The 23558-nt window shown below is 64.1% G+C and carries 22 protein-coding genes; 17 read left to right on the forward strand and 5 right to left on the reverse strand.

The window, feature by feature from the left end; translation table 11 throughout:
• Window positions 1-88: 88 nt before the first annotated feature.
• The 12 genes from JAB8_RS23765 (at window position 89) to bla (ending at window position 11257) form a co-directional block, all read left to right on the forward strand.
• Window positions 89-760, forward strand: a complete 672-nt coding sequence (locus JAB8_RS23765) for a Crp/Fnr family transcriptional regulator (RefSeq protein WP_254679583.1) — start codon at window positions 89-91, stop codon at window positions 758-760.
• Between the two features lie 62 nt (window positions 761-822).
• On the forward strand, window positions 823-1416 hold the full coding sequence (locus tag JAB8_RS30035) for a hypothetical protein (RefSeq protein WP_070291699.1): 594 nt from the start codon (window positions 823-825) through the stop codon (window positions 1414-1416).
• Window positions 1417-1452: 36 nt separating this feature from the next.
• On the forward strand, window positions 1453-1839 hold the full coding sequence (locus JAB8_RS23775) for a DUF2946 domain-containing protein (RefSeq protein ID WP_227742147.1): 387 nt from the start codon (window positions 1453-1455) through the stop codon (window positions 1837-1839).
• Between the two features lie 62 nt (window positions 1840-1901).
• Window positions 1902-2498: an SCO family protein gene (locus JAB8_RS23780; protein ID WP_070291700.1), complete on the forward strand. Its 597-nt coding sequence runs from the start codon at window positions 1902-1904 to the stop codon at window positions 2496-2498.
• A 17-nt stretch (window positions 2499-2515) separates the two neighbouring features.
• Complete coding sequence (locus tag JAB8_RS23785) at window positions 2516-2992, forward strand: copper chaperone PCu(A)C (protein ID WP_175445244.1); 477 nt, start codon at window positions 2516-2518, stop codon at window positions 2990-2992.
• Between the two features lie 122 nt (window positions 2993-3114).
• The gene (locus tag JAB8_RS23790) at window positions 3115-3771 is read left to right on the forward strand and encodes a CerR family C-terminal domain-containing protein (protein ID WP_070291701.1); all 657 of its coding nucleotides are present in this window, start codon (window positions 3115-3117) and stop codon (window positions 3769-3771) included.
• Window positions 3768-4976 (forward strand): multidrug effflux MFS transporter, encoded by a 1209-nt coding sequence (locus tag JAB8_RS23795; RefSeq protein ID WP_070291702.1) that lies wholly within the window; start codon window positions 3768-3770, stop codon window positions 4974-4976. Before JAB8_RS23790 ends, JAB8_RS23795 begins: the two co-directional genes overlap by 4 nt.
• Before the next feature lie 122 nt (window positions 4977-5098).
• Window positions 5099-6439 carry a DUF3422 domain-containing protein gene (locus JAB8_RS23800; protein ID WP_070291703.1) on the forward strand — a complete coding sequence of 447 codons (1341 nt, stop codon included), beginning with the start codon at window positions 5099-5101 and terminating at the stop codon, window positions 6437-6439.
• 89 nt (window positions 6440-6528) lie between these two features.
• Window positions 6529-8022, forward strand: coding sequence for a hypothetical protein (locus JAB8_RS23805; RefSeq protein ID WP_070291704.1), 1494 nt, complete (start codon window positions 6529-6531; stop codon window positions 8020-8022).
• 61 nt (window positions 8023-8083) lie between these two features.
• Window positions 8084-8476 (forward strand): BlaI/MecI/CopY family transcriptional regulator, encoded by a 393-nt coding sequence (locus tag JAB8_RS23810; protein ID WP_070291705.1) that lies wholly within the window; start codon window positions 8084-8086, stop codon window positions 8474-8476.
• Entirely contained in the window at window positions 8473-10236 is a 1764-nt protein-coding gene (locus JAB8_RS23815; RefSeq protein ID WP_070291706.1) for a M56 family metallopeptidase, read from the forward strand. Before JAB8_RS23810 ends, JAB8_RS23815 begins: the two co-directional genes overlap by 4 nt.
• Window positions 10237-10315: 79 nt before the next feature.
• Window positions 10316-11257: a subclass B3 metallo-beta-lactamase gene (gene bla / locus JAB8_RS23820; protein WP_254679584.1), complete on the forward strand. Its 942-nt coding sequence runs from the start codon at window positions 10316-10318 to the stop codon at window positions 11255-11257.
• A gap of 7 nt (window positions 11258-11264) precedes the next feature.
• Here the strand turns inward: bla and JAB8_RS23825 are convergent, their stop codons facing one another.
• Window positions 11265-11591 (reverse strand): hypothetical protein, encoded by a 327-nt coding sequence (locus JAB8_RS23825; RefSeq protein ID WP_343216116.1) that lies wholly within the window; start codon window positions 11589-11591, stop codon window positions 11265-11267.
• Window positions 11592-11663: 72 nt separating this feature from the next.
• Window positions 11664-12650, reverse strand: a complete 987-nt coding sequence (locus JAB8_RS23830; protein ID WP_070291708.1) for a zinc-dependent alcohol dehydrogenase family protein — start codon at window positions 12648-12650, stop codon at window positions 11664-11666.
• Between the two features lie 120 nt (window positions 12651-12770).
• On the opposite strand from JAB8_RS23830, the gene JAB8_RS23835 reads away from it, so the two are divergent.
• From JAB8_RS23835 to JAB8_RS23845, 3 genes are all read left to right on the forward strand, one after another.
• A complete protein-coding gene (locus tag JAB8_RS23835) occupies window positions 12771-13682 on the forward strand; it encodes a LysR family transcriptional regulator (RefSeq protein ID WP_070291709.1) in 912 nt (303 codons plus the stop codon).
• A gap of 55 nt (window positions 13683-13737) precedes the next feature.
• Window positions 13738-15828 carry a TonB-dependent siderophore receptor gene (locus JAB8_RS23840; RefSeq protein ID WP_070291710.1) on the forward strand — a complete coding sequence of 697 codons (2091 nt, stop codon included), beginning with the start codon at window positions 13738-13740 and terminating at the stop codon, window positions 15826-15828.
• A gap of 141 nt (window positions 15829-15969) precedes the next feature.
• Window positions 15970-17133, forward strand: coding sequence for a heparan-alpha-glucosaminide N-acetyltransferase domain-containing protein (locus tag JAB8_RS23845; protein WP_070291711.1), 1164 nt, complete (start codon window positions 15970-15972; stop codon window positions 17131-17133).
• A 12-nt stretch (window positions 17134-17145) separates the two neighbouring features.
• On the opposite strand, the gene JAB8_RS23850 is transcribed toward JAB8_RS23845, so the two are convergent.
• The 3 genes from JAB8_RS23850 to JAB8_RS23860 all read right to left on the reverse strand — a co-directional run bounded on the left by JAB8_RS23850 (window position 17146) and on the right by JAB8_RS23860 (window position 20619).
• Window positions 17146-19017 carry a hypothetical protein gene (locus tag JAB8_RS23850; RefSeq protein WP_070291712.1) on the reverse strand — a complete coding sequence of 624 codons (1872 nt, stop codon included), beginning with the start codon at window positions 19015-19017 and terminating at the stop codon, window positions 17146-17148.
• Between the two features lie 106 nt (window positions 19018-19123).
• Window positions 19124-19654 carry an isochorismatase family protein gene (locus tag JAB8_RS23855; protein ID WP_070291713.1) on the reverse strand — a complete coding sequence of 177 codons (531 nt, stop codon included), beginning with the start codon at window positions 19652-19654 and terminating at the stop codon, window positions 19124-19126.
• 47 nt (window positions 19655-19701) lie between these two features.
• A complete protein-coding gene (locus tag JAB8_RS23860; protein WP_070291733.1) occupies window positions 19702-20619 on the reverse strand; it encodes a LysR family transcriptional regulator in 918 nt (305 codons plus the stop codon).
• Window positions 20620-20738: 119 nt separating this feature from the next.
• Between JAB8_RS23860 and JAB8_RS23865 the strand changes: the two genes are divergently transcribed.
• Complete coding sequence (locus tag JAB8_RS23865) at window positions 20739-21956, forward strand: ABC transporter substrate-binding protein (protein WP_070291714.1); 1218 nt, start codon at window positions 20739-20741, stop codon at window positions 21954-21956.
• A gap of 86 nt (window positions 21957-22042) precedes the next feature.
• Window positions 22043-23557, forward strand: coding sequence for a CoA-acylating methylmalonate-semialdehyde dehydrogenase (locus tag JAB8_RS23870; protein ID WP_070291715.1), 1515 nt, complete (start codon window positions 22043-22045; stop codon window positions 23555-23557).
• The last annotated feature ends 1 nt before the right edge of the window (window position 23558 follow it).

The following is a 23558-nucleotide window of genomic DNA, read 5'->3' on the forward strand; positions in this document are numbered from 1 at the left end:
AGCATAGCACCGGCGCTGGAAAATCACTGTCATCTTAGTGACAGGTCTGAAGGATGGAATGGATAGCAACGATAGTGTAGACCTTGCAATGCTGGAACTTGACAGCCACGACTGGTTCGCGGCCCTCGACGCGCGGCATCAGACTCTGTTGCGCGCCGGCAGCGTGCTCCGGCATTTCGAGGCGGGCGCCTTCATCACGCGGCGCGGCGAACCGTCGGCGCACTGGATCGGCGTGCACACGGGCTTGATCAAGCTGGCCGTCTACAATGCCGATGGGCGCGGCGCCACGTTTTCCGGCGTGCCGGCCGGCGGCTGGAGCGGCGAGGGCAGCGTGCTCAAGCGCGAACTGCGCCGCTACGACGTGGTGGCCGTGCGCGCATCGAGCATCATCCTCGTGCCCGTGGACCTGTTTCATCTGCTGCTGGCCGAGAGCCTTTCCTTCAATGCCTTCGTCATCCGCCAGCTGAACGAGCGCATGGGGCAATTCATCGCCACCATCCAGAACCAGCGCCTGCTGGCCGTCGACGCGCAGGTGGCGCAAGCGATCGCGCAGCTGTTCCACCCCATGTTATACCCGCGCACTTCCCGCGTGCTTGAGCTGTCGCAGGAAGAAATCGGCTTGCTGACCGGCATTTCGCGCCAGCGCGTGAACCAGGCGCTGGGCCATCTGGCCGAACTCAAGCTGATCAGCATCGCCTACCAGTCGATCCGCGTCGTCGACCTCGATGGCTTGCGCCGTTATGGCGTAGCGTCGCTGTGATGACAGACTGCTTGCGCGATGTGTGGCATGCTGGCGGCTGGCTTATGACATTGAATTGACGCATGGCACTCGTTTCCGATCATCCTCTGCACTTGCTGGGATTGCGCTTTCCGCTCCGGCTGCGCGTCACCGTGCGCCAGGGTTTCGTCACCTTGCATAATGAAATCGCCACCAAGAAGCTGGCCAGCGGCGACAGCTTCGTCGTGCCCGCGTTCTTGCGCTTTGCCTGCGACGTGATGCCGGGGCGGGGCAAGCCTGCCGTGTTCACGCTGGCGCTGGAAGGCGATGAACCCGATGGCGGCCACGGCGGCGGCAAGCGCTGGAGCCAGGCGCTGGCGCAGCACATCTTTGATACGCCGCAAGGCAAATGGACGGCGGCGCGCCTGGCGGCCCTGTGGCAAGTGACGCCGCACAAGGCGCGTGCCCGCCTGTTTGCCGAGGGCGAGGCATTGCTTAGCCTGGTGCGCGAACAGCGTCTGGCGCACGCGCTGCACACGGCGGCGCAAGCGGGCGCCGACGGGGAAGACGGCGAGCGCGACTTGGCGCAGGTGGCGGCCGGTTCCGGCTTTGCCTCGATCCCCGCGTTTTGCGACGCCTGCGTGGACGTGGCGGGCGTGCGCCCCAGCCTGTTCCTGCGGGGACAGGCGCCCGGATAGCCAGACTCCGTTATAATCGGGGCCATGGGATCTTTATTGAAACGCAAACAGTGGCATATGTGGTTCGCCTGCCTGGCGATACTGCTCAATGCGCTGTCGCCGTCCCTGTCGTATGCGTTTGCCTCGCGGCACGCGAACGCGAACAATGCCGCCGTCGAAATCTGTTCGGCCAGCGGCGCCGTCTATACGCAGGCGGACCTGGCGCCAGCCGCCAGATCCACCACCGATTCCGTGCTGCACCACATCGAACATTGCCCGTTCTGCATGAGCCATGCGGGCAGCGTGGGCTTGCCGCCGTCCTCATCCTCGCCGCTGGCCGTCATCACGGGCCACGATCACTATCCGCCATTGTTTTACCAGGCGCCCAAAGCGCCGTTCGCGTGGCTGGCCGCCAGTCCGCGCGGTCCGCCTTCGGCTGCCTGAACGCAGCAGTCATACCTTCCACGTCTTAACCGTCTCCACTACGCCCATCGGGCCAGAATGCCATGAAACGTCGTCTTTTCCTTCTCGCCGGCACGGCGGGATTGCTCACGCTTGCCGCTTGCGAACAAGCGCCGAAACCCCATTACAACGGCCTCGACCTGACGGGAGGCGATTACAAGCCCGACTTCAAGTTGAGCGGCCCCGACGGCAAGGTCTACACCCTGGCCGACTTCAAGGGCAAGTATGTGATGGTCTTCTTTGGCTTCACGCAATGCCCGGACGTGTGCCCGACAGCCCTGTCGCGCGCGCTGGAAATCCGCCAGAAACTGGGCGCCGATGGCGATAAACTGCAAGTGATCTTCATCAGCATCGACCCCGAGCGCGATACGCCCGAGTTGCTGGGCGAATACATGCGGGCCTTCGACCCCAGCTTCCTGGGCTTGCGTACGGACCCGAAGGACACGGCGCAGACGGCCTTCAATTACAAGGTCTTCTACCGCCGCGTGCCGAGCGGCAGTTCGTACACGATGGACCACACGGCCATCAGCTACGTGCTCGACACCGAGGGGCGCATGCGCCTGGGCCTGAAGCACCAGCTGACGGGCGATGAATGCGTGCAGGACATCAAGACCCTGATGAAATCGAAATACACCTTATAACTACCGAGGAAATGATCATGACCCATCTGAAAACCCTGCTGGCCACGGCCCTGACCGTGCTGTCCTTCTCCGCCGCTGCCCAGACTTCCGTGCAGATCACCGACCCGTGGGTGCGCGCCACCGTACCGCAGCAAAAAGCCACGGGTGCCTTCATGCAGATCACGGCGCCGAAAGCCATGCGGCTGCTGGAAGTGCGCTCGCCCGTGGCCGGCGTGGCGGAAATCCATGAAATGAGCATGACGGACAATATGATGCGCATGCGCCAGGTCAAGGAAATCGCCTTGCCAGCCGGCAAAGCCGTCGAACTGAAACCGGGCGGCTACCACGTCATGTTGCTGGAACTCAAAGGGCAGGTGAAGGCGGGCGACAAGATCCCGCTGACCCTGGTCGTCGAAGGCGAGGACAAGCGCCGCGAAACCATCGAAGTCAATGCCGTGGCGCGTCCGCTGGGCGCCACCTCGACGTCAACTGCGATGCCGGCGATGAAGCACTAAGCTACGGCAATGCCCTTGCAAAGCCCGGTTCGCCGGGCTTTTTTGCGTCCATTTGAAAATTAAACAGCTGTTTGATACAATACTGGATAATATTAAACAGATGTTTAAATGATGGGAATGGCATGACAGAAGAAGTCGAAACGGCGCGCACGCGCATTCTGCAGGCGGCGGTCCAGCTGTTTGCCGACGAAGGCTACAAGCTCGCGTCCGTGCGCAGGATCTGCGAGGCGGCCCACGTCAACGTGGCGATGGTTAACTATTATTTTCATGGCAAGGAAGAGCTGTACCTGGCCGCCTTCGACCATGCGCGCGCGCTGGCGCGTGCCTCGGCCGCTGCCGCGCCGGAGGCAGGCCCAGCGGCGGCCGTGGTGCCCGTGGAACAGTTGCGCCTGGCGATAGAATCGATGGTCTTCGACATGCTGCGCCCGGGAGCGGCTTCGCTGTTCAGCCGCCTGGTGGCGCGTGAATTGATCGAACCCACGTCCGCCATCCACATGCTGGCAGACCGCGATGTGCGCGCGCACCACGCCCTGTTTACAGGCTTGATCCGTGGCGTGGTGGGCGAGGCCATGCCGGCGGACGTGGTGCAGAAATGCGTGTTCAGCGTGATTGGCCAGGCTGTGTTCTATGCCCGTTCGCGAATCGTGCATGAACTGGTGGCGCCGGAAATTACCTATGACGAGACTGGCACCGCCAGCATTGCGCAGCATGTCGCCGCGTTCTCGCTGGCGGCCCTCGACGGCTTGCGCCGCCAATATGCTGTGCAGGCGGGCGCATGAAAACCAGAAACCTGACCCTGGTGCTGGCCGGTCTGGCCATGCTGGGCCCGTTCGCCACCGATACCTTCCTGCCGTCGTTTCCCGCGATCGGCACGCATTTCGACGTCAGCAGCGTGCTGGTGCAGCAGACCCTGAGCGTCTACCTGGCCGCCTATGCCTTCATGACCTTGTTCTACGGCACCTTGTCCGACTCGTTCGGCCGCCGTCCCGTGATTCTCGCTTCGCTGCTGATCTTTGCCGTGGGCTCCATCGGCGCCGCCTTCGCCCCCAGCTTTGGCTGGCTGCTGTTCTTCCGCGGCATGCAGGGCGCTTCGGCCGGAGCGGGCAGGGTGATCGGGCAAGCGATCGTGCGCGACAGTCTGTCGGGCGCGGCCGCGCAAAAGATGCTGGCCAACATCATGATGGTGTTCGGCATCGCCCCCGCTATCGCCCCCATCATCGGCGGCTGGCTGCACGTGGCCTACGGCTGGCAATCGACGTTCGTCTTCACCTTTGCCGTCACCGTGCTGCTGGCGCTCGCCTGCCTGAAAGGCTTGCCGGAAAGTTTAGCCGTCGAGCAACGCCAACCCTTCCACCCAGGCAACATCGCGCGCAATTACTGGCTGGCCTTGCGCCACCGGGCTTTCCTCTTGCGTTCGCTGGCCGTGGCCTTCGCCTTTGGCGGCTTTGCCCTGTATATCGCCTCGGCCCCGCATTTTATTTTGGAATTACTGCATCTGCCGGAAACGGCGTTTGGCTGGATGTTCATCCCCATGGTGGCCGGTTTGGTGCTGGGCTCGGCGTTGTCGGGCAAGCTGGCCCACGTGGTGAAAAGCACCGTGCTGGTGCGCTGGGGCTTGCTGGCCATGGCGGCCACGGGGGCCATCAATATTGCTTACAACCACTGGTTCGCCGCCAGCATCCCGTTCGCCGTCGTGCCCGTGATGCTGTACGCGTTCGGCATGTCGCTGGCCTTGCCGGGCATGACCATGTCCACGCTCGACATCTTCCCGCAGATGCGCGGCCTGGCCGCGTCCCTGCAGAATTTCGTGCAAATGCTGGTGTTTGCGCTGGTGTCCGGTTTTGTCGCACCCTTGCTGTTCGACAGCGCATTCAAACTGGCGCTGGGACAGGCTTCGGCCGTCGTGCTGGCCGCCGCATTCTGGTGGCTGGGCAGCCGGCAAGGGGCGGGGCAGGGCGTGGCTGGAATTATCAAAACAATATGAGGCGGCCTGGAAAAGGATGGCATGCATTCTGCTTTGTTACACTGTGACAATCAGACCCCCGCTGCGGGCAGCACAGCACGCGCGCGGGTCTAAGCAGTTTTGCAACTTTACCTTTGGCTATCATGCACTTGATTAACTCCAGTTTGAACCACGCCTTGCGCGTGCCGCTGGCTGCGGAAATCCACTCGCGGCCGTTCTTGCAGCTCGACGCCCCCGAGCTGATCACTCATCTTGCCGTTTATAAAGATGACAGCGCGGCGCCCGGTGCGTCGAATATGGCGGCCCAGCACGCCACCCTGGCGGCCCTGTGCACGCATTTCGGCGTCACGCCGCCCGCTGCTGAAGCGAAGTATTTTTATTACGACTTTGGCCGCTTCCGCCTGAAATGGGAATGCCATACGGAATTTGCCACGTTTACCTTCGCCGAACATCCGGGCGCCGCCTTGCCACTGGAGCAGGCGTTCGAGCGCATGCCCCTGGAACAGTTGCCGCAACAATGGCTGGTGGGCTTGAAGGGCAAGCTGATGGTGGCGGCCCACGTGGTGCTCGAGCAGGCGACGGAGCCGGCCGAGATCTTCATGCAAGGCTTGTCGCGCGTCTTCGAGGGCAATACCCTGGCCGGCAGCAAGGTGCTGCAGGGCGGCGAATTATGGACGGATTTCACCATCCAGTCCGACGGCTTCAGCCGTTTCGTCATCCGCGACGCGGGCATGCGCTCGCAGCAGGCGGGCCGATTGGTGCAGCGCGTGCTGGAAATCGAAACCTACCGCATGATGGCCTTGTTGGGCTTGCCCTACGCCATGCAGGCGGCGCCATCGTTGAATGCCATCGAGAACGAACTGGCGACCCTGGCCGCCGCCATGGTCGATACGGACGACGCCCCAGGAGCCGGCGATGAGGGCGTCTCCGAGCAAGCCTTGCTCGACCGCATCACGCGCCTGGCGGCCCGCATAGAAAAGCTGTCGCTCGACAATAGCTACCGTTTTTCCGCCTCGAAAGCCTATATGGGGCTCGTCAAGGCGCGCATCGACGAGCTGCGCGAAGTACGCATCGAGGGCATCCCCACGGTCGAGGAATTCATGGACCGCCGTTTGACGCCCGCCATGAATACGTGCGAAGCGATGTCCAGCCGCCAGGAAGCGATGGCGCAGCGCATTGCCAACACCAACGACTTGCTGCGCACGCGCGTGGGCATCGTGCAGGAATTGCAGAACCGGCAAATCCTGCAATCGATGAACGCCCGCGCGGCCCAGCAGCTGCGCTTGCAGCAGGCGGTGGAAGGCTTGTCCGTGGCGGCCATTTCCTACTACGTGATCGGCCTGTTCAGCTACACGGGCAAGGCGGCCAAGGTGCTGGGGCTGCCCGTGAATCCGGAAATCCTCGTCGGCGCCCTGGTGCCGTTCGTGGCGGCCGCCGTCTGGCTGGGCTTGCGCCGCATGCATCACAAGCTGCACGCGGACTGACCAGGGCAGGCACTCAGGCGGTGCGTACGCCGCGCGCCGCCAATCTTTGCTATCGTGCTGGCCTCATTGTTTGCTACAAGGAAATCAGCGTGCTTGCCAAGGTTGGAGATATCTACAGTGTGTTTTCGCACAGGCTGCAGCAGTATGTGGCTTGCCAGGTCACGGCCATCGACGATGCCGCGTCCGGCAGCGCCCCGCTGGCCGCCATTTTGCAGCTGGACTGGACGGGCGACACCTTGCCCGATGCGCACGCCGTGCAGGCGATGCGTCCCCTGGTGTGCGATTACTATTTCTGGAACAAGCGCCACGACCACAGCTTTGCCAGCGCGACGGTGCCGCGCCATTACACCCTGGTGGCCAATGTGGCGCCGCTGGTCGAGACGGTAGTGAAAAGCTACAGCGGCGGCTGGCACGTGGGCGACAGCGTCTGGCGCCAGCACCGCTGGGAGCAGGTCGACCCTGCCCGGCGCCAGCGCTTCAAGGCGGCATCGAGCGAGGAAGTGATGGTCGGCGGCCAGGCCGTGCGCCAGAAGACGAGCCGCATCGGCGACGATATCCTGCAGGCGATCGGCGACCTGTCCGAACTGGACCAGCTGCCTTGCCTGACGACCATCGAGACGCGCCACGGCAGCGCGGCGCTGGCCGCCTACATCAACGGCAACCCCATCATCAACGAAGTGCACTGGCAATCCTCGACGGAGGGCGAACTCGACTTGCGCAACAGCAATGTCAGCCGCCTCGTCGTGCATGCCGCAGGCTTGCGCTCGCTGCGCCTGAACGAGGGTTTGAGCACCCTGATACTGAATGGCGCGCCGTCGCCCGCGCTGCGCATCGACGACCCGCATGCGGGGCGCCTCCTGCGCCTGCAGTGTTCCGGCGCCCTGGCGCCATTCCACGGCCTCGACCAGCTGGCGCGCCTGTCGCTGAGCGCCATGCCGGCCGTGGATTTCGACATGGTGGCGCAGCGTTTCCCCTTGCTGACGGACCTGACCGTGTGGGGCAAGCCGGGGCTGGCGTCAAACCTGGCCAGCATCGCCAGACTGGACCGTTTGCGCTCCTTCACCGCGTATGAACTGTTCGGCTACGGTGCCGACGACTTCCCCGCGCCGGCGCAGTTGCCGGCCTTGTCCAGCCTGTGCCTGACCAGCCTGCCGGTCGACGCCGCCAAGACCATCAAGGCCAAGTACAAAAAGGCGGCGGTGCTGGGCCTGGACTTGTCGGTGACGCGGCCGCGCAAGCCGGAATGGCTGGCGGAAAACCTGGACAATCCGTTCCGCGACTGGGATGGCCGCGCGCACATTGCGGCGGCGTATGCCAAAAAAGCCGCGCAGGCGTATAAAAAGCTGCTGACCACGGCGCGCACGCTCGACGGCGCGAACGATGCCGGGACGGCGCAAGCCATGGCGCAGGAGATGGTCACCGCCTATGTCGGCGTGTTCAACCAGATCGAGCGGCGTTCCAGCGTCATCGAAACGGTGGAGCGCGATGAAATCTATGTGGCGCTGGAGCAGGTGCTGGCGCAAGTGCCGCTGCCGGATGTGGCGGCGCTGTATGCCTTGTTTGACCGCTTGCGCGATTTTTAGTCAGACATGCGCTAGAAAAAAAGTTCTAGACATCGAGTTCTAGAATAGGTATTCTAGCGTCATGTTAAAAAATACCTCCACTCCCCATCCCACGGCCGCCGAACTGGATCTGCTGCGCATCCTGTGGCGGCGCGGTCCGTCCGACGCCCGCGCCGTGTACGACGCCCTGGCCGAAGAGCGTGCCGACGCCAGTTACGCCACCGTGCTGCGCCAGTTGCAGCTGATGCATGGCAAGGGCTTGCTGAGCCGCGACGAAAGCCAGCGGCCGCAGCTGTATGCGGCCGTCGAGGCGCAGGAAAAGCTGCAAACGAGTCTGCTCAAGGACTTGATCGGCAAGGTGTTTTCCGGTTCCGGCAAGGCGCTCGTGCTGACGGCGCTGCGCGAGCACGTGAGCGACGCGGAACGCCTGGAAATTGAAAAAATCCTGCGAAGCAAGGATGGCAAACAGCCATGAACCTGGACATGCGCCTCGGCATCGATGTGGGCAATCTGGTCCCTGCGCTGGGCTGGGTCTTGCTGTATTTTGTCTGGCAGGGCTTGATCGTCGGTGCCGTGTCCGCCGTCCTGCTCTGGCTGCTGCGCCATGCCAGCGCGCGCTGGCGCTATGCCGTCTGCGCGCTGGCGCTGCTGCTGTGCCTGTGTATTCCCGCCGTCCATCTGCTTTCTCTGCTTTCCGGCATATCTCCTGCCCAACTGCCGGTGGCCGCGCCGCCCGCCTGGCGCGGCGCGCTGCAAGCGTGGATGCCGGCCCTGGTGCTGGCCTGGAGCGCTGGTGTCGCCCTGATGAGCTTGCGCCTGTGCCTGGGCCTGGCCTGGGTCGGCAAGCTGCGCCGCCAGGCCGTCGCTGCCCCGGTCATCTGGCAGGCGCGCCTCGATGCGCTGGCCTTGCGCATGGGCTTGCACGGCAGTCGGAAAGTGCCGCTGAAGCTGCATGGAGGACTGGCCAGCCCCGTCACGGTGGGTTTCTGGCGCCCCGTCATCCTGCTGCCGGCCGCCTTACTGAGCGGCATGCCCGTCGCCTTGCTCGAAGCGCTGCTGGCGCATGAACTGGCGCACGTGCGGCGCTGGGATTACCTGGTCAACCTCTTGCAAAGCGTGGCCGAGGCGCTGCTGTTTTTTCACCCCGTCGTCTGGTGGCTGTCAGCGCGCATGCGGACCGAGCGGGAACAGGTGGCCGACGCCCTGGCCGCGCAGGCGCTGCAGGACCCGCAGCAGCTGGCCACGGCGCTGCATGCCTTGTCCCTGCACGCTGCCGCGCCGGGCCAGCCCGGTTTGCTGATGTCGGCCCGGGGCGGGGCGTTGCTCACGCGTATCGAACGGCTGATGGCGCCCGGCGCCGACACAGCCGGCTGGAAACTGGCCGTGCCCGCCTTGCTGCTGGCCTGCGCCACCTTGCTGCTGCAGGTGCAGGGCAAGCCTGCCGTCAACGGGACGATGCTGGCCGATGCCGCCGTCGCGATGCTGGACTTGCCCGTCAGCGCGAAACACATGCTGGTATTTGACGACAGCACGGGTCAGGTGCTGATGGCGAAAGATGCGGACGCCGTCGTGCCCATCGCCTCGATCACCAAGCTGATGACGGCCATGGTGGTGCTCGACGCGGCCCTCGACCCCGACGAACAGCTGCGCATCGTGCGCGCCGATGGCGATGCATCCTTGCAGCGCCGCAGCCTGCTGGCCGATGGCGTGACCGTGTCGCGCGGCGCGCTGTTGCAACTGGCGCTGCTGCCGTCCGAAAACCGCGCCGCCGCCGCGCTGGCGCGCACCTATCCCGGCGGCAGTGCGGCTTTTCAGCAGGCCCTGCAAGCGAAGATCCGCAGCCTGGGCTTGCGCCGCACCACCCTGACGGACCCCGTCGGCAGTTCGCCGGCGAACACGTCCACAGCCAGCGAGGTGGCCAGGATCGTCGCGGCGGCCGCGCGCTATCCGGACATCGCGCGCATCACCAGCCATCCGCAAGCCAGCGTGGCCGTCAATGGCAAGGTCCGCACCCTGCGCAACACGAATCCGCTGGTAGGCGGCAAGGGCTGGGATATTTTATTGTCCAAGACGGGCAGCAGCCACGAGGCGGGCAGCTGCCTGACCATGCGCATGCGCAGCGGCGGCAAGCACGTCACCGTGGTGCTGCTTGATGCCGACGGCGCGCAGCGGCGCTCGCTCGACGCGGGCCACATCCGCGACACCCTGGCCGGGAGCCCAGGCCCCATGCATTGATACCCCCCCCCGGGCGCGCCAGTGCGGGCGCCCTTCTTTTTACACTCTGGAGATGACAATGACACTATTGGCGAAGTTGATGCTGGCTACGGTTGCGACCATGGCGGCAGGCACGGTGCAGGCAAAAACGCCGGCCCCGGTGCAGGATAAACCTGTTAATTGTGACAATTGCAAGGAATGGAATGCGCCCGTCAAGCCGTTCAATATCTATGGTAATAGCTGGTATGTGGGCACGGCCGGCCTGTCCGCCGTGCTGGTGACGAGCCCGCAGGGCCATATCCTGCTCGACGGCGCGCTGCCGCAATCGGCGCCCCTGATCATCGCGAACATCAAGGCGCTGGGCTTTCGCATCGAGGATGTGAAATATATCCTCAATTCGCACGCCCATTGGGACCATGCGGGCGGTATTGCCGCGCTGCAACGGGCGAGCGGTGCCACCGTGATGGCCAGCGCCTCGGGCGCCCTGGGCCTGCAAAGCGGCACGAATGGCAAGGATGACCCGCAATACCAGGCCAATCCCGTCGTGCATGTGGCCAAGGTAAGCAAGGTCAGCCTCGTGGGCGAGGGCGATACCGTCAAGGTTGGACCGTTGAGCTTGACGGCCCACATGACGCCGGGCCACACGCCTGGCGGCACGACGTGGACCTGGACCTCATGCGAAGATGCGCGCTGCCTGAACGTGGTGTACGCGGACAGCCTGAACCCGTATGCGAGCGGCGATTTCCGCTATACGGGCAAGGGCGCGGGCAAAGGCGGCACGCCCGACATTTCGGCCTCGTTCGAAGCGAGCATCGCCAAGGTGGCGGCCTTGCCATGCGACATCATCATCCCCGTGCATCCGGGCACGACGGACGTGCTGGGCAAGGCGGCCAGGCGCAGCGGCACGGACAATCCCCTGATCGACGCCAACGCCTGCCGCGCCTATGCGGCCGAAGCGGGCGGCTTGCTGGCCAAGCGCCTGGCGAAGGAACGGGACGTCGCCTTGCCTCTTGACGCGAAGGGCGCGGCGCACGCGCACTAAGCCGTTTTTACTGTGCCGCCTGCCGCTGTTTTTGCAGGCGTTTCAGCAACACCGTCATTTCCTTGACGGCTTGCAGGTCGCCTTGCTGCTGGGCGACTGTGACGCCCGTGGTCCAGGCAGCCTGCGCTTCATCCAGCCTGTCCAGCTGGAGCAGGGCCTTGCCCAGCAGTTTCCAGGCGGCGGAATAGCTTGTTTGCTGTTGCGTCGCCTGCGCCAGGTGGATGACGGCTTGCTCGGCGTCATTGTCTTTCAGGCAGGCGTCGCCCAGGCCAAAGCGCAGCAGGGCGCTGTCGCGGCCCTGCGCCAGCAGTTTTTCCAGTTGTTCACGCAGCATTTTCGCCTCACTAAAATATGCAAGTTAATGCTTGTATATTAGCGCTTGCGCGCTTGAGAAACAAGCCGGCAGTCAATCCGCCACATCCACCACCAGCTTGCCGCGCGCGCTGCCGTCCATCTGTGCCATATGCGCCTCGTGTGCCGTGCGCAAGCTAAAGCGGCGTGGATCGAGCCGCACCTGCAGCTTGCCCGTCTCTATTAACTTGTTGGCTGCGCGCAGAATAGCACCATGGCGCGCGTGATGCTCGCCGCTCAACAGGGGCAGCAGGGTGAATACGCCCGAGTAAGTCGCCGCGCGCGCCGTCAGCGGGCTCAGGGCGAACGTGCCCCAGCCGAGGCAGCTGACGACGTGGCCGCCATACATGCGTGCCGCCTTGAAACTGGCATCCAGGGTGGCGCCGCCCACCGTGTCGTAGACGATGTCGAAGCCGGCGCCGCCGGTATGCTCGGCCACGTAGTCATCGACCGTGCTGGTGTGGTAATCGATGAAGCGCGCGCCCAGCGCTTCGATGGCGGCGCGGCTGGCGGCGCTGCCCGTGGCAGAGACCTTCGCGCCCAGGGCGACGGCGAGCTGCACGGCCATGTGGCCCACGCCGCCCGCGCCTCCATGCACGAGTACGCTGTCGCCCGCCTGCACGTGGGCGCGGTCCACCAGCCCTTCCCAGGCCGTGATGAAGACGAGGGGCAGGGCGGCCGCCTCGCGCAGGCTCAGTCCTTGCGGCACAGGCGCCAGCAGGGCGGAATCGAAGACGCCGTACTCGGCCAGCGAACCCTGGATGCCGCCGATGCCGCCCGCCATGCCATACACTGTTGCGCCAACGTGAAAAGTCGTCACGCCATCGCCGACGGCTTCCACCGTGCCGGCCACGTCGATGCCGAGGATGGCGGGCAGGCTGGGCCGGGCGTGCGGTGCGGCGCCGGCAGCGATTTTCGTGTCGAGCGGATTGACGCCGCTGGCGGCGATGCGCACGAGGACTTGCCCGGGGCCGGGCTGCGGCACGGGCAGCTGCTCGATGGTCATGCGGGTGGCGAAGCTGGTGAGGACGAGGGCTTGCATGGGGTTCTCCTGTGGTTGATGCCCCCAGTCTAGGCGGGAAGGGAATAAAGAAAAACGGGGCGCGGCCCGATGCACTATTTCAGTATCGTGGATAATCATAGGCAAAAAGGAGGGAAATACATGGACAGGCTGGAAGCGATGAAGGTGTTTTGCGCCGTGGTCGAGGCGGGCGGCTTCAGCAAGGCGGCGCAGCGCCTGGGCATTTCCACCTCGTCCGTGACGAACCAGGTGGCGGCGCTGGAAAAGCATTTCGGCGTGCGCCTCTTGCAGCGCACGACGCGCAGCATGTCGCTCACGGCCGAAGGCCAGCAGTGCCACGCGCAGGCGCGCCAGGTGCTGGCCGGCATGGCGGCGCTGGAATCCAGTCTGGAACAGGCGGCCGGGAAACCCTCGGGCAGCCTGCGCGTGGATATGCCCAGCAGCATGAGCCGCAATCTGATGGCGCCCGCCTTGCCCCGCTTTACCGCCGCCTATCCCGACATTTCCCTGCGCCTGACGGTCAGCGACCGCCTGGTCGACATGGTGGAAGAGGGCATCGACGTGATGCTGCGCATCGGCGAACCGCAGGATTCGTCGCTGGTGGCGCGCAGCTTGCTGACCATGGATTATCTGTGCTGCGCTTCCCCCGCCTTCATCGCCCGGCATGGCGTGCCGCGCACGCCGCAGGAACTGGATCAGTTTGCCTGCCTGCATTTCCTGTATCCGAAAGCGCGCCAGGTGCGGCCCTGGCTGTTTCAGGATGGGGAAGCAGGCGAGCCGTACGCCCACACGCCGGCCGCGGCCTTGTCTTTCGACCATATCGAATCGATGATCGCCGCTGCCCAGGCCGGTTGCGGCATCGTCCAGGCGCTATCCGTTTCCGTGCTGCAGCCTTTGCGCGAGGGGACCCTGGTGCCCGTGCTGCAGCCGTTCCGCACGCGGGGACCGGATTTGTGGGCGCTGTTCCACCCGCGTCAGCTGCGCGCCGCCAAGGTGCAGGTGTTCGTGGAGTTTTTGGCGCAGATTATTCATGAAGGCTTTAATGAGAATTGATTATCAATTATAATGCAAGCCTATTGCATTGATTTGCGCCTTCGTCAGGAATTCCATGCCCGTGTTTTTACGCCGCCCCGTGGCGCTGTTACTTGCCGCCGCCAGCCCCTGGTCACTGGCAATCGATAATGTGCAGGCCGGCGATGTCGTTACCGTCAAGGCCGAGCGCCAGCACTACCGCAGCCTGTCCGCCACGGGCGCCACCAAGACGGACGCTTTATTGATGGACTTGCCGCAAAGCGTGCGCGTGCTGACCAGCGACCTGCTGCGCGACGCCGGCGTGACGACCTTGGCCGGTGCGCTGGACCTGGCCAGCGGTATTTCAAAACAAAGTCCGCTGGGCGGCCTGTGGGACAGCTATGCCATGCGCGGTTTCACGGGCGACCCGAATTTCGGTTCCGACTACATGGTCAACGGCTTCAGTTCCAGCCGCGGCTACAACGGCATGCGCGACGGCGGCAATACGCAGAATGTGGAAGTGCTCAAAGGCCCCGCGTCGGCCCTGTACGGCCGGGGCGAGCCGGGCGGCACGGTGAACATCGCGACGAAAAAGCCGAAGTTCGCACCGGAATACAGCGCCGATGTTGCGCTGGGCAGCTTCCAGACGCGCCGCGCCGCGCTGGACTTGACGGGACCGTTGAGCGACACCGTCGCCTACCGCTTGAACGCCGCGCATGAGGAGGGGCACAGCTTCCGCGATACGGTGAAAGTCGAGCGCAGCCTGTTTTCTCCCTCGTTTATCTGGCTGGCGGGCGAGCACACGACCGTCTCGTATGAAATCGAAGCGGTGCGCCAGCGCGCGCCGTTCGACCGGGGCGTGGTGGCCGTGAACGGCAAGCTGGGGGCCGTGCCCGTGTCGCGTTTCCTGGGCGAACCGGGCGACGGCCCCATGACGGTCAAGTCGCTGGGCCAGCAGCTGTTTATCCACCATGCGCTGTCCGACGACTGGACTGTGCAGGCGGGTGCTTCCTACCGCGACAGCGAATTGCGCGGTTATTCGACCGAGGCGAACAAGCTGCTGGCCGATGGCCGTACCCTGAACCGGCAGCGCCGCCACCGCGATTTCTCGGCCACCGACGTCTCCGCCCGCGTCGAGTTGCTGGGCAAGTTCAAAACGGGCGCGTTGGCGCACGAGGTGCTGGCCGGCGTGGACGCCTACCATTTCGACGACCACCGGGTGCAGCTGCGGCGTAATCCATCGGCCGCCAACGCCTATGCCATCGACATTTTCAATCCTGTGTATGGCGGCAGGGCCGATCCGCTGGCCCTTTCCATCGACACGCAGGAAGGACAGCAGGCGCGCGGCTTGTACGCGCAGGACCAGATCGACCTGGGCGCCCGATGGAAGGCGCTGCTCGGCATGCGCCGCGACAGTTACACGCAGGACGTGGCGAACCATCGCCTGAACACGCGCAATCGCCAGTCGCTGTCGGCCACCAGCCCCCGCGCGGGCCTCGTGTACCAGCCGTCGACAATGTGGTCGCTGTATGCGAGCGCGGCGAAGGGTTTCCGGCCCAACAGCGGCATCAGCATCGATAACCAGGCTTTTCCGGCCGAGCGCAGCCGTTCGTATGAACTGGGCGCGAAGCTGGAAACGGGCAGGCTGACGGGCACCGTGGCCGTGTACGACATCCGCAAGAGCAATGTGCTCACGACCAATCCCGCCAACACGGATTTCGCCATCGCGGCGGGCGAGGTGGGCAGCCGGGGCCTGGAACTGGACGTGTCGGGCGAACTGGCGCGCGGCTTGCGCGTCTCGGGCGCCTATGCCTACACCAACGCCACCGTCACGTGCGGCGACAATACGATCGTGACGGGCAGCCGCTTCGCCAACGTGCCGCGCCACAGCGCCAACCTGCTGGCCACGCAGCAGTTCGCGCTGGCCACGGGCACGGCCAGCATGGGCGGCGGTGTGCAATACGTGGGCGAGCGGCTGGGCGACGTGGCCGTCAGCAGCCAATTTACCCTGCCGGCCTATACGACGGCCAGATTGCTGGCGTCGTATGCGCCCAACGCCAGACTGCGATTGGCTTTGAGCGTGGAAAACCTGTTCAACCGCAGCTACTATGCGAGTTCCTACAGCCAGCTGTGGGTGGCGCCGGGGGCGGAGCGCATGGTGAACTTGAATGCCCATTACCGGTTTTAACTGTGGGGCTCTGTACATGCCACATCATTGTTCGAACCCAGCAGCATAGAGCCGGGGTCAGACCCGGCGGGTCTGACCCCAGATTTTGCTGGTGGGGTGAAATAACACTGCCGACTCACTAAAGTTTTTATAAATCAACCAATGACTGTTCCACTGACTTCCTCCGCCACCCTGCGCACCCGCATCGCCGTCATCGACGTGCTGCGCGGCCTCGTCATGCTGATCATGCTGTTCGACCATGTGCGCGAGACCGTCTTTTTACATCACCAGGTCAGCGACCCCATGGATGCGGCCCACGTCGATCCGGCCCTGTTCTTCACGCGCCTGGCGGCCCACGTGTGCGCGCCCATGTTCGTTTTCCTGACGGGACTGTCCGCCTGGTTGTACGCGCATCCGGCCGCCGGTCCTCGCAGTGCTAGCGGTTTCCTGTTCAAGCGGGGCTTGCTGCTGGTCGTGCTGGAACTGGTGTTCGTCAATTTCGCGTGGAGCGGGGCGTTTCCGCCCGCCGTGCTGTACCTGCAGGTGATCTGGGTCATCGGCCTGGCCATGATGGCGCTGGCCGTGCTGCACAAGCTGCCCTTGAAAGTGCTGCTCGTGCTGGGCGTGGCGATTATCGCCGGTCAGCATTTGATGACCGGTTTGCGCGCGGAACAGGGCAGCCTTGGCTATTACATTCTGACGGTGCTGCTGCAACGCGGCTATCTGGTGGCGGACGGCGCCATGCAGATCAAGGTCAGCTATCCGCTGCTGCCGTGGATAGGCGTGATCGTGCTCGGCTATGCGGCCGGTCCCCTGTATGCGCGTGCATTTTCTGCCAAGGCACGGCGGCGCTGGCTGCTGGCGCTGGGCGCGGGCAGCTTGCTTCTGCTGGGCCTGCTGCGCGGCTTCAATCTGTATGGCGAAACCCTGCCGTGGGTGGCGGGCGACACGGCCTTGCGCACGGCCATGAGCGTGCTGAACTTCACGAAATATCCGCCGTCGCTGGACTTTTTGCTGTTCACCCTGGGCCTGGGCCTGCTGGGCCTGGCCTGGCTGGAAAGCGTCGATAACGGGTTCACGCGGGCTTGCGCCACCTTTGGCGGCGCGCCCATGTTCTATTACTTGCTGCACCTGTATCTGCTGCTGGCCATCGGCCTGACCTTGACGGCCTTGCTGGGCGCCAATCACGGTAGCCGTTATGGCGTCGGGCACATCTGGCAAGTGTGGCTGCTGGCCTTGCTGCTGATGCCCGTGCTGTACTTTCCCTGCCGCGCGTTTGCCAATTACAAGCGCACCTCAACACAGGCTTGGGTACGTTATTTCTGAGTCAAGCCTGTTCTATTTGCAGTACAGCCTGTCAATGCTGTGGCTGGACGCCAGGTAATGCCGCGTCTGCCACGCGATGGCCACGCGGTAGGCGCAAGGCGGATCGAGCGCCACGTTGACGGGGAAGCCGCCGTTGTTGCCCGACAGGTGAGGGCCGCCCGCGCCGCCGCGGAACAGATAATTGCTGGGCGGCGGCGGTGGCGTAAAACTGGCGGCCGGCAGCGGTGGCGGCGGATGCTGGATGCCGTTGTTGTTGGAAATCGTGATATTGAAAAAGCGCAAATGCGGATGGTCGATCGTGTACAGGATATGCACGAGGCCGCCCGCGATGGGGTTGCAGGCATTGCTGCGCAACTCTTCCAGGTCCAGCGCCACGATGACGGGCGAGTTGTCGAAGACGATGGAGTCGAGCCCATCCGTGGCCACCAGTGCCAGGGTATTTCCATCGCGCACCTCGAAGCCCATGCGGTAGCGGCGTATCGGTTCGCTTTCGGCCGCCGTCAGGCTGCGGCCCGCGTCGAGGATGGGCAAGCCGCCCGGCAGCTTGGCCGGATGCAGGCTCGTGATGGCGGGCGTATTCACGGTCAGCAGGTCGAAGGTGCGCAGGAAGATATTCTGCTGCACGATGACGATGGCCGTCGTGCCATTGCGCATGTCCACGGTGACTTGCTTGCCGTCGACCCGTATCCAGCCGCCCGGTTTCAAGTCGCCCGCATCGATGATGACCTGCGCCGAGTCGGCCAGGCCCAGTCCGTTCGTATAAAACACATAGCCGACGAGCGTGCCGAGGATTTGCGTGAGCGGCGCCAGGCTGGCGGGCGGCACCGTCGGCAAGGCCGTCGGGTCGTCGCTGCCGCCCGGCCACGTCCATTCGCCGATCAGGAAGCGGTATTCGAGCGGATTGGCGGGGATGGCGCTATTGCGCAGCGGGCAATTGCCTTTCAATGTGACGCCGCCGGCGAACACGTACGAGGCGCCGGCGCCGCCCGCATAGCCTTGCGCGGAAAAGCCCGCCAGCGAGGGGAAGGGGTGGATGTCGAACACTTCCACCTGCTGCCAGTGGGGCACGCCTTCCACGTCGGGCGGCAAGACGTCTTTCGAGCATAATTCCACGCAGAAACAGTGGCCCACGTTCTCGCGTCCCGGCTGGCGGCCGTTGGCCTGCGTTTCCGACAGGATGGTGACGCTGCCCAGCTGCGCCGTGAAATACACGTCGGGGCCGCTGGTAAATTCCACGTTGATGAACGGCGAGAACGGCGTGAGCGTGAAGTCCGACGTCAGGTAATCGATGCGGAAGCGCCCGCTGGTGTCCGTCACCGCAATGCCCAGCGCATCGTCCTGCAGCCAGTCCGCGTCGAACGCCCGCACGGTGGCACCCGCGATCGGCGTGTGCGGCGCATCGCAGGTGCGCAGCCGGCCGCAGATGGTCCAGGCGCCGAAACGGGCGCGCACCAGGCACCAGAAGCGCTGCGGCAGGCAGTAATCCCAGATGGCGACGAAATCGTTGTCGACCTGGCGCCAGCGGGGCTGGATGGTGGTGATGGAAAACTGCAGCGGCACGGGGTCTTTCGGCCCCGGTTTCAAATGCGGCACGGTAGGGCACAGGATATCGACTTCGACGGCCTCGCCCTGGTAATCGCCTTCCAGGGTGAAACTGTAGTTGCCGTCGTCATCCGTGCGCGCTTCGGCCAGCAAAAACGGTGCTTTCGCCTGCACTTCCTCGTCGGTGAGGATGGCGAAGGTTTCCTTGGCGCTGGCCACGGCCAGGGCCGTGACATTTTGCGATTCGCGCGGCCGGTACAGGCGCACGATGACGTGCGACAACGGTTCAGGACACTCGGCACAGATCAAGCCGCACAGCTTGCCCCGCAGGATATAGGCCATGATGGTTCTCCAGCTCGGTTGGACAACTGCGCCGCTCGCAGTGGCGGCGCTGTTACCAAGCTAGCAAATGGGCAGCCGATGGGCTTGATCCTGCGTAAAGGAGTGCTTATTTGATCAGTGCCAATACCTCGCGGAAACGCGGGTGCTTGCAGTCGCGTAGCCATTCAAAGGCCAGCATTTCCACCGTCACCAGCTGCGCGCCCAGCTTGCCCAGGCGCGCCAGCGCCGCGTCGCGGCTGGCGGCCTGGCGCGAACCGACGGCGTCGATGGCGATGATGACGTCATACCCGAGCTCGAGCAGGCCGATGGCCGTCTGCAGCATGCACACATGGGCTTCGCAACCGGTGACGACGATCTGTTTGCGTCCGGGCGGCAAGATCGCCTGCAAGCCGTCGGCACAGGCGCCGAAATGCGTCTTGTGCAAGGTCCGTTCGCACAGGGCGGCGACCTCTTCCACGTTCGGTCCCAGTCCCTGGCGGTTCTGTTCCGTGCCCAGCACGGGCACGTCGAGCAGGTGGGCGATTCTGGCCAGGCGCAGGTTTTGCGCCAGCACCAGGCCGGCGTCGTGGATGGCCGGCATCAAACGGCCTTGCAGGTCGACAATGACCAAAACGGCCTGGTTTGCATCCATCAGCATGGCATTATCCTAATTAGTATGTGGCGACAGGATAGTGTAGCGCGCAGTCAGCTTGGCCAGCTGGGCGTGGCCGTCTCGCCCATCAGATAGGCGTGATTCAAATCGATGGCGCTGCGCAGGTAGTTCCACAGGGCGCTGACCCGGGCGATGTTGCGCCGCTCGCTGGGCGAAATCATCCAGAAGGCGCGCAGCAGGTCGATCTCGCCGTCGAGCACGGGCACCAGTTCGTTCGACTGCTGCGCCACGAAGCAGGGCAGGATCGCCAGTGCCTGGCCCGCGCGCGCCGCGTGGTACTGGGCGATGACGCTGGTGCTGCGAAACGCGCGCAGGGAATCGGGTGCCACGTTGTCCATGTAGCGCAGCTCCGAACTGAAGACCAGGTCGTCCACATAGCCGATGATCGGGTGCTGCGCCAGCTGCGCCACGCTGGTGATCGCTGCGTGGCGCGCCAGGTAGCCTGGCGTGGCGTACAGTTTCAGCCGGTAATCGGACAACTTCGTCACGACATACGGGCCGGACAGGGGCCGTTCGATGGAAATGGCCACGTCCGCCTCGCGCTTGGACAGGCTGACGAAACGGGGCACGGCGATCAGGTCCACGCTGATGTGCGGGTATCGTCCGCAAAACTGCGCCAGGTGGGGCGCCAGCACGATGGCGCCGAAGCCCTCGGTAGCGCCCAGGCGCACCTGGCCCGACAGCAATCGGTTGTGTTCGCCCAATTCCTCGGTGGCGGCAAACACCGTGCTTTCCATGGTTTCCGCGTATTCCATCAGGCGGTGGCCCTCGGGCGTCAGCTGGTAGCCCACGTAATTGCGGTCGAACAATTGCGTGCCCACCTGCTCCTCGAACTTGCGCATGCGCCGCGACACGGTGGAATGGTCGATGCCCAGCTTTTTCGCCGCGTCGACGAGTCCCGCGCTGCGCGTCAGTTCCAGGAAGACCCGTACATTGTCCCAATCGAGCACTTTGTTCTCCTTGTGCATTTTTGCAAAGGAATTATGCATTAATTCCACTTGAACGCATATTTTTACACATGCAGAATGCATCTAAACATATAAGAAAACCCGTTCACCTGGAGACACGCATGAAAAAAACCGTTCTGGCCATGGGCGCGCTGGCGCTTTCCCTGTCTTTCACCGGCGCGCACGCGCAGATTTCCGATGGCGTCGTCAAGGTCGGCATCCTGACCGACATGTCCGGCCCGTATTCGGCCATGGGCGGGCGCGGCTCCGTCGTCGCCAGCCAGATGGCCGTCGAGGATTGTCTGAAGGCTGAATGCAAGGGCATGAAGATCGAGATCCTCTCGGCCGATCACCTGAACAAGGCCGACATCGCCGCCTCCAAGGCGCGCGAATGGATCGACCGCGACAAGGTCGACGCCATCGCCGATCTGACCAATTCCTCGGTGGCCCTGTCCGTGCAAAAACTGATGAAGGAGAAGGGCGGCATCGCCATGTTCAGCGGCCCGGCCACGGGACGCCTGACGAACGAGGATTGCTCGCCGAACGGCTTCCACTGGATGTTCGACACGTATTCGCAGGCGGCCGGCACGGCGGCGGCGCTGACCAAGCTGGGACAAAAATCCTGGTATTTCGTCACCGTCGATTACGCCTTCGGCCACTCGCTGGAAAAGGATGCCAGCGAAGTCGTCAAGCGCAATGGCGGCACGGTGCTGGGCGCCGTGCGCCATCCGCTGAACGCGTCCGATTTCTCGTCCTTCCTGGTGCAGGCGCAAGGCTCGAAGGCGCAGGTGATCGGCCTGGCCAACGGCGGCGCGGACACCGTCTCCGCCATCAAGCAGGCGCGCGAATTCCGCATCGGCAGCGGCAAGGACCAGCGCCTGGCCGCCTTGCTGGTATTCCTCTCCGACGTGCACGCGCTGGGGCTGGAAACGGCCCAGGGCCTCGTCTACGCGGACGGCTTTTACTGGGATTTCGATGACCGCAGCCGCGCGTTTGCCAAGCGTTTCGAGGCGCTCAACAAGGGCGCCAAGCCGACCATGGTGCAGGCGGGCGTGTATTCGAGCGTCTACCACTACCTGAAATCGGTGGCGGCCGCGAAAAGCGACGACTCGAAGGTCGTCGCCCAGAAAATGCGCGAGCTGCCGATCAAGGACGCCGTCATGAACAACGCCTCGATCCGCCCCGACGGCCGCGTCATCCACGACATGTACCTGGTGCAGGTCAAAACCCCGGCCGAATCGAAAGGCGCGTGGGATTACCTGAAAGTGCTGTCCACCATCCCCGCCGACCAGGCGTTCAAGCCGATGGATGGGGCGGCGTGCAATCTCGTTAAAAAATAATTCCGGGGTCAGACCCGTCGGGTCTGACCCCAGCTTTACACCGTTGGGTTTAGCTGAACAAACATCGCACACCCGGAGCCTCAATCATGAACCAAGCCCTCACCTCAGTCCCCTCCATCCCCCTGCACATCGCCGGCAAGCATCACGCCTCGACCAGTACGGAATGGCGCGACGTCGTCAACCCGGCCACGCAGGAAATCGTCGCCAGGGTGCCGTTTTCCACGCCCGACGAAGTCAACCTGGCCGTCGCCACGGCCAAGGAAGCCTTTAAAACCTGGAGGAATACCCCGCTGGCGGCGCGCATGCGCATCATGCTCAAGTACCAGCAGCTGATCCGCGACAATATCGGCGCGCTGGCCGAACTGATCACGCGCGAACATGGCAAGACCCTGCCCGATGCGGAAGGGGAAGTGATGCGGGGCCTGGAAGTGGTGGAGCATGCGTGCTCGATCGCCACCCTGCAGCTGGGCGAGATCGCGGAAAACGCGGCCACCGGCGTCGATGTCTACAATATCTACCAGCCGCTGGGCGTAGGCGCCGGCATCACGGCCTTCAATTTTCCCGTCATGCTGCCGTGCTTCATGTTCCCGATTGCCATCGCCTGCGGCAATACCTTTGTGCTGAAACCGTCGGAACAGGACCCGTCATCGACCATGTACCTGGTCGAGCTGATGTACCAGGCGGGCTTGCCGGCCGGTGTGCTGAACGTCGTGCATGGCGGCGCCGACGTCGTCAACATGCTGTGCGACCATCCCGACATCAAGGCCGTGTCCTTCATCGGCTCCACCCACGTGGGCACACATGTCTACCGCCGCGCCAGCGAATCGGGCAAGCGCGCGCAATCGATGATGGGCGCGAAAAACCATTGCGTGGTGCTGGCCGACGCCAACAAGGAGCAGGCGATCAATAACCTGATCGGCGCCGCGTTCGGCGCGGCCGGCCAGCGCTGCATGGCCAATTCCGTCGTCGTGCTGGTGGGCGAGGCCCGCTCCTGGCTGCCGGAAATCGTTGCCCGCTCGCAAGCGCTGAAAGTGGGACCTGGCAGCGACCGCACGGCCGACCTGGGTCCGATGGTGTCCAAGGCGGCCATGCAGCGGGCGGAAAAACTGATCCAGGCGGGCGTGGATGAAGGCGCGCAGCTGCTGCTCGACGGCCGCGGCCACAAGGTGGCCGGCTACGAGGGCGGCAACTTCATGGGCCCGACGATTTTCTCGAAGGTGGCGGCGTCGAACGCCGTCTACACGCAGGAAATCTTCGGCCCCGCCATGTGCGTGGTCGAGACGGAGACGCTCGACGAAGCGATCGCCTTCATCAACGCCAACCCGAACGGCAACGGCACCTCGATCTTCACCTCGTCCGGCTGGGCGGGGCGCAAGTTCCAGAACGAGATCGACGTGGGGCAGGTGGGCATCAACGTGGCCATCCCCGTGCCCGTGGCCTATTTCAGCTTCACGGGCTCGCGCGCGTCGAAACTGGGCGACCTGGGCCCGAACGGCAAGCAGGCGCTGTATTTCTGGACGCAGACCAAGACCGTCACGGCGCGCTGGTTCGCCCCGGACGATGGCGGCAGCGGCGTCAATACCACCATTGCGATGAAATAAG

This window comes from Janthinobacterium sp. HH106, assembly GCF_001758725.1.
GTDB lineage: Bacteria > Pseudomonadota > Gammaproteobacteria > Burkholderiales > Burkholderiaceae_D > Janthinobacterium.

What these genes read in the sequence shown, in the direction of transcription:
- JAB8_RS23765 (WP_254679583.1), top strand. Translation starts at nt 89, where the DNA reads ATGCTGGAACTTGACAGCCACGACTGGTTCGCGGCCCTCGACGCGCGG.
- JAB8_RS30035 (WP_070291699.1), top strand. Translation starts at nt 823, where the DNA reads ATGGCACTCGTTTCCGATCATCCTCTGCACTTGCTGGGATTGCGCTTT.
- JAB8_RS23780 (WP_070291700.1), top strand. Translation starts at nt 1,902, where the DNA reads ATGAAACGTCGTCTTTTCCTTCTCGCCGGCACGGCGGGATTGCTCACG.
- JAB8_RS23785 (WP_175445244.1), top strand. Translation starts at nt 2,516, where the DNA reads ATGACCCATCTGAAAACCCTGCTGGCCACGGCCCTGACCGTGCTGTCC.
- JAB8_RS23790 (WP_070291701.1), top strand. Translation starts at nt 3,115, where the DNA reads ATGACAGAAGAAGTCGAAACGGCGCGCACGCGCATTCTGCAGGCGGCG.
- JAB8_RS23795 (WP_070291702.1), top strand. Translation starts at nt 3,768, where the DNA reads ATGAAAACCAGAAACCTGACCCTGGTGCTGGCCGGTCTGGCCATGCTG.
- JAB8_RS23800 (WP_070291703.1), top strand. Translation starts at nt 5,099, where the DNA reads ATGCACTTGATTAACTCCAGTTTGAACCACGCCTTGCGCGTGCCGCTG.
- JAB8_RS23810 (WP_070291705.1), top strand. Translation starts at nt 8,084, where the DNA reads ATGTTAAAAAATACCTCCACTCCCCATCCCACGGCCGCCGAACTGGAT.
- JAB8_RS23815 (WP_070291706.1), top strand. Translation starts at nt 8,473, where the DNA reads ATGAACCTGGACATGCGCCTCGGCATCGATGTGGGCAATCTGGTCCCT.
- bla (WP_254679584.1), top strand. Translation starts at nt 10,316, where the DNA reads ATGCTGGCTACGGTTGCGACCATGGCGGCAGGCACGGTGCAGGCAAAA.
- JAB8_RS23825 (WP_343216116.1), bottom strand. Translation starts at nt 11,591, where the DNA reads ATGCTGCGTGAACAACTGGAAAAACTGCTGGCGCAGGGCCGCGACAGC.
- JAB8_RS23830 (WP_070291708.1), bottom strand. Translation starts at nt 12,650, where the DNA reads ATGCAAGCCCTCGTCCTCACCAGCTTCGCCACCCGCATGACCATCGAG.
- JAB8_RS23835 (WP_070291709.1), top strand. Translation starts at nt 12,771, where the DNA reads ATGGACAGGCTGGAAGCGATGAAGGTGTTTTGCGCCGTGGTCGAGGCG.
- JAB8_RS23840 (WP_070291710.1), top strand. Translation starts at nt 13,738, where the DNA reads ATGCCCGTGTTTTTACGCCGCCCCGTGGCGCTGTTACTTGCCGCCGCC.
- JAB8_RS23845 (WP_070291711.1), top strand. Translation starts at nt 15,970, where the DNA reads ATGACTGTTCCACTGACTTCCTCCGCCACCCTGCGCACCCGCATCGCC.
- JAB8_RS23850 (WP_070291712.1), bottom strand. Translation starts at nt 19,017, where the DNA reads ATGGCCTATATCCTGCGGGGCAAGCTGTGCGGCTTGATCTGTGCCGAG.
- JAB8_RS23855 (WP_070291713.1), bottom strand. Translation starts at nt 19,654, where the DNA reads ATGCTGATGGATGCAAACCAGGCCGTTTTGGTCATTGTCGACCTGCAA.
- JAB8_RS23865 (WP_070291714.1), top strand. Translation starts at nt 20,739, where the DNA reads ATGAAAAAAACCGTTCTGGCCATGGGCGCGCTGGCGCTTTCCCTGTCT.
- JAB8_RS23870 (WP_070291715.1), top strand. Translation starts at nt 22,043, where the DNA reads ATGAACCAAGCCCTCACCTCAGTCCCCTCCATCCCCCTGCACATCGCC.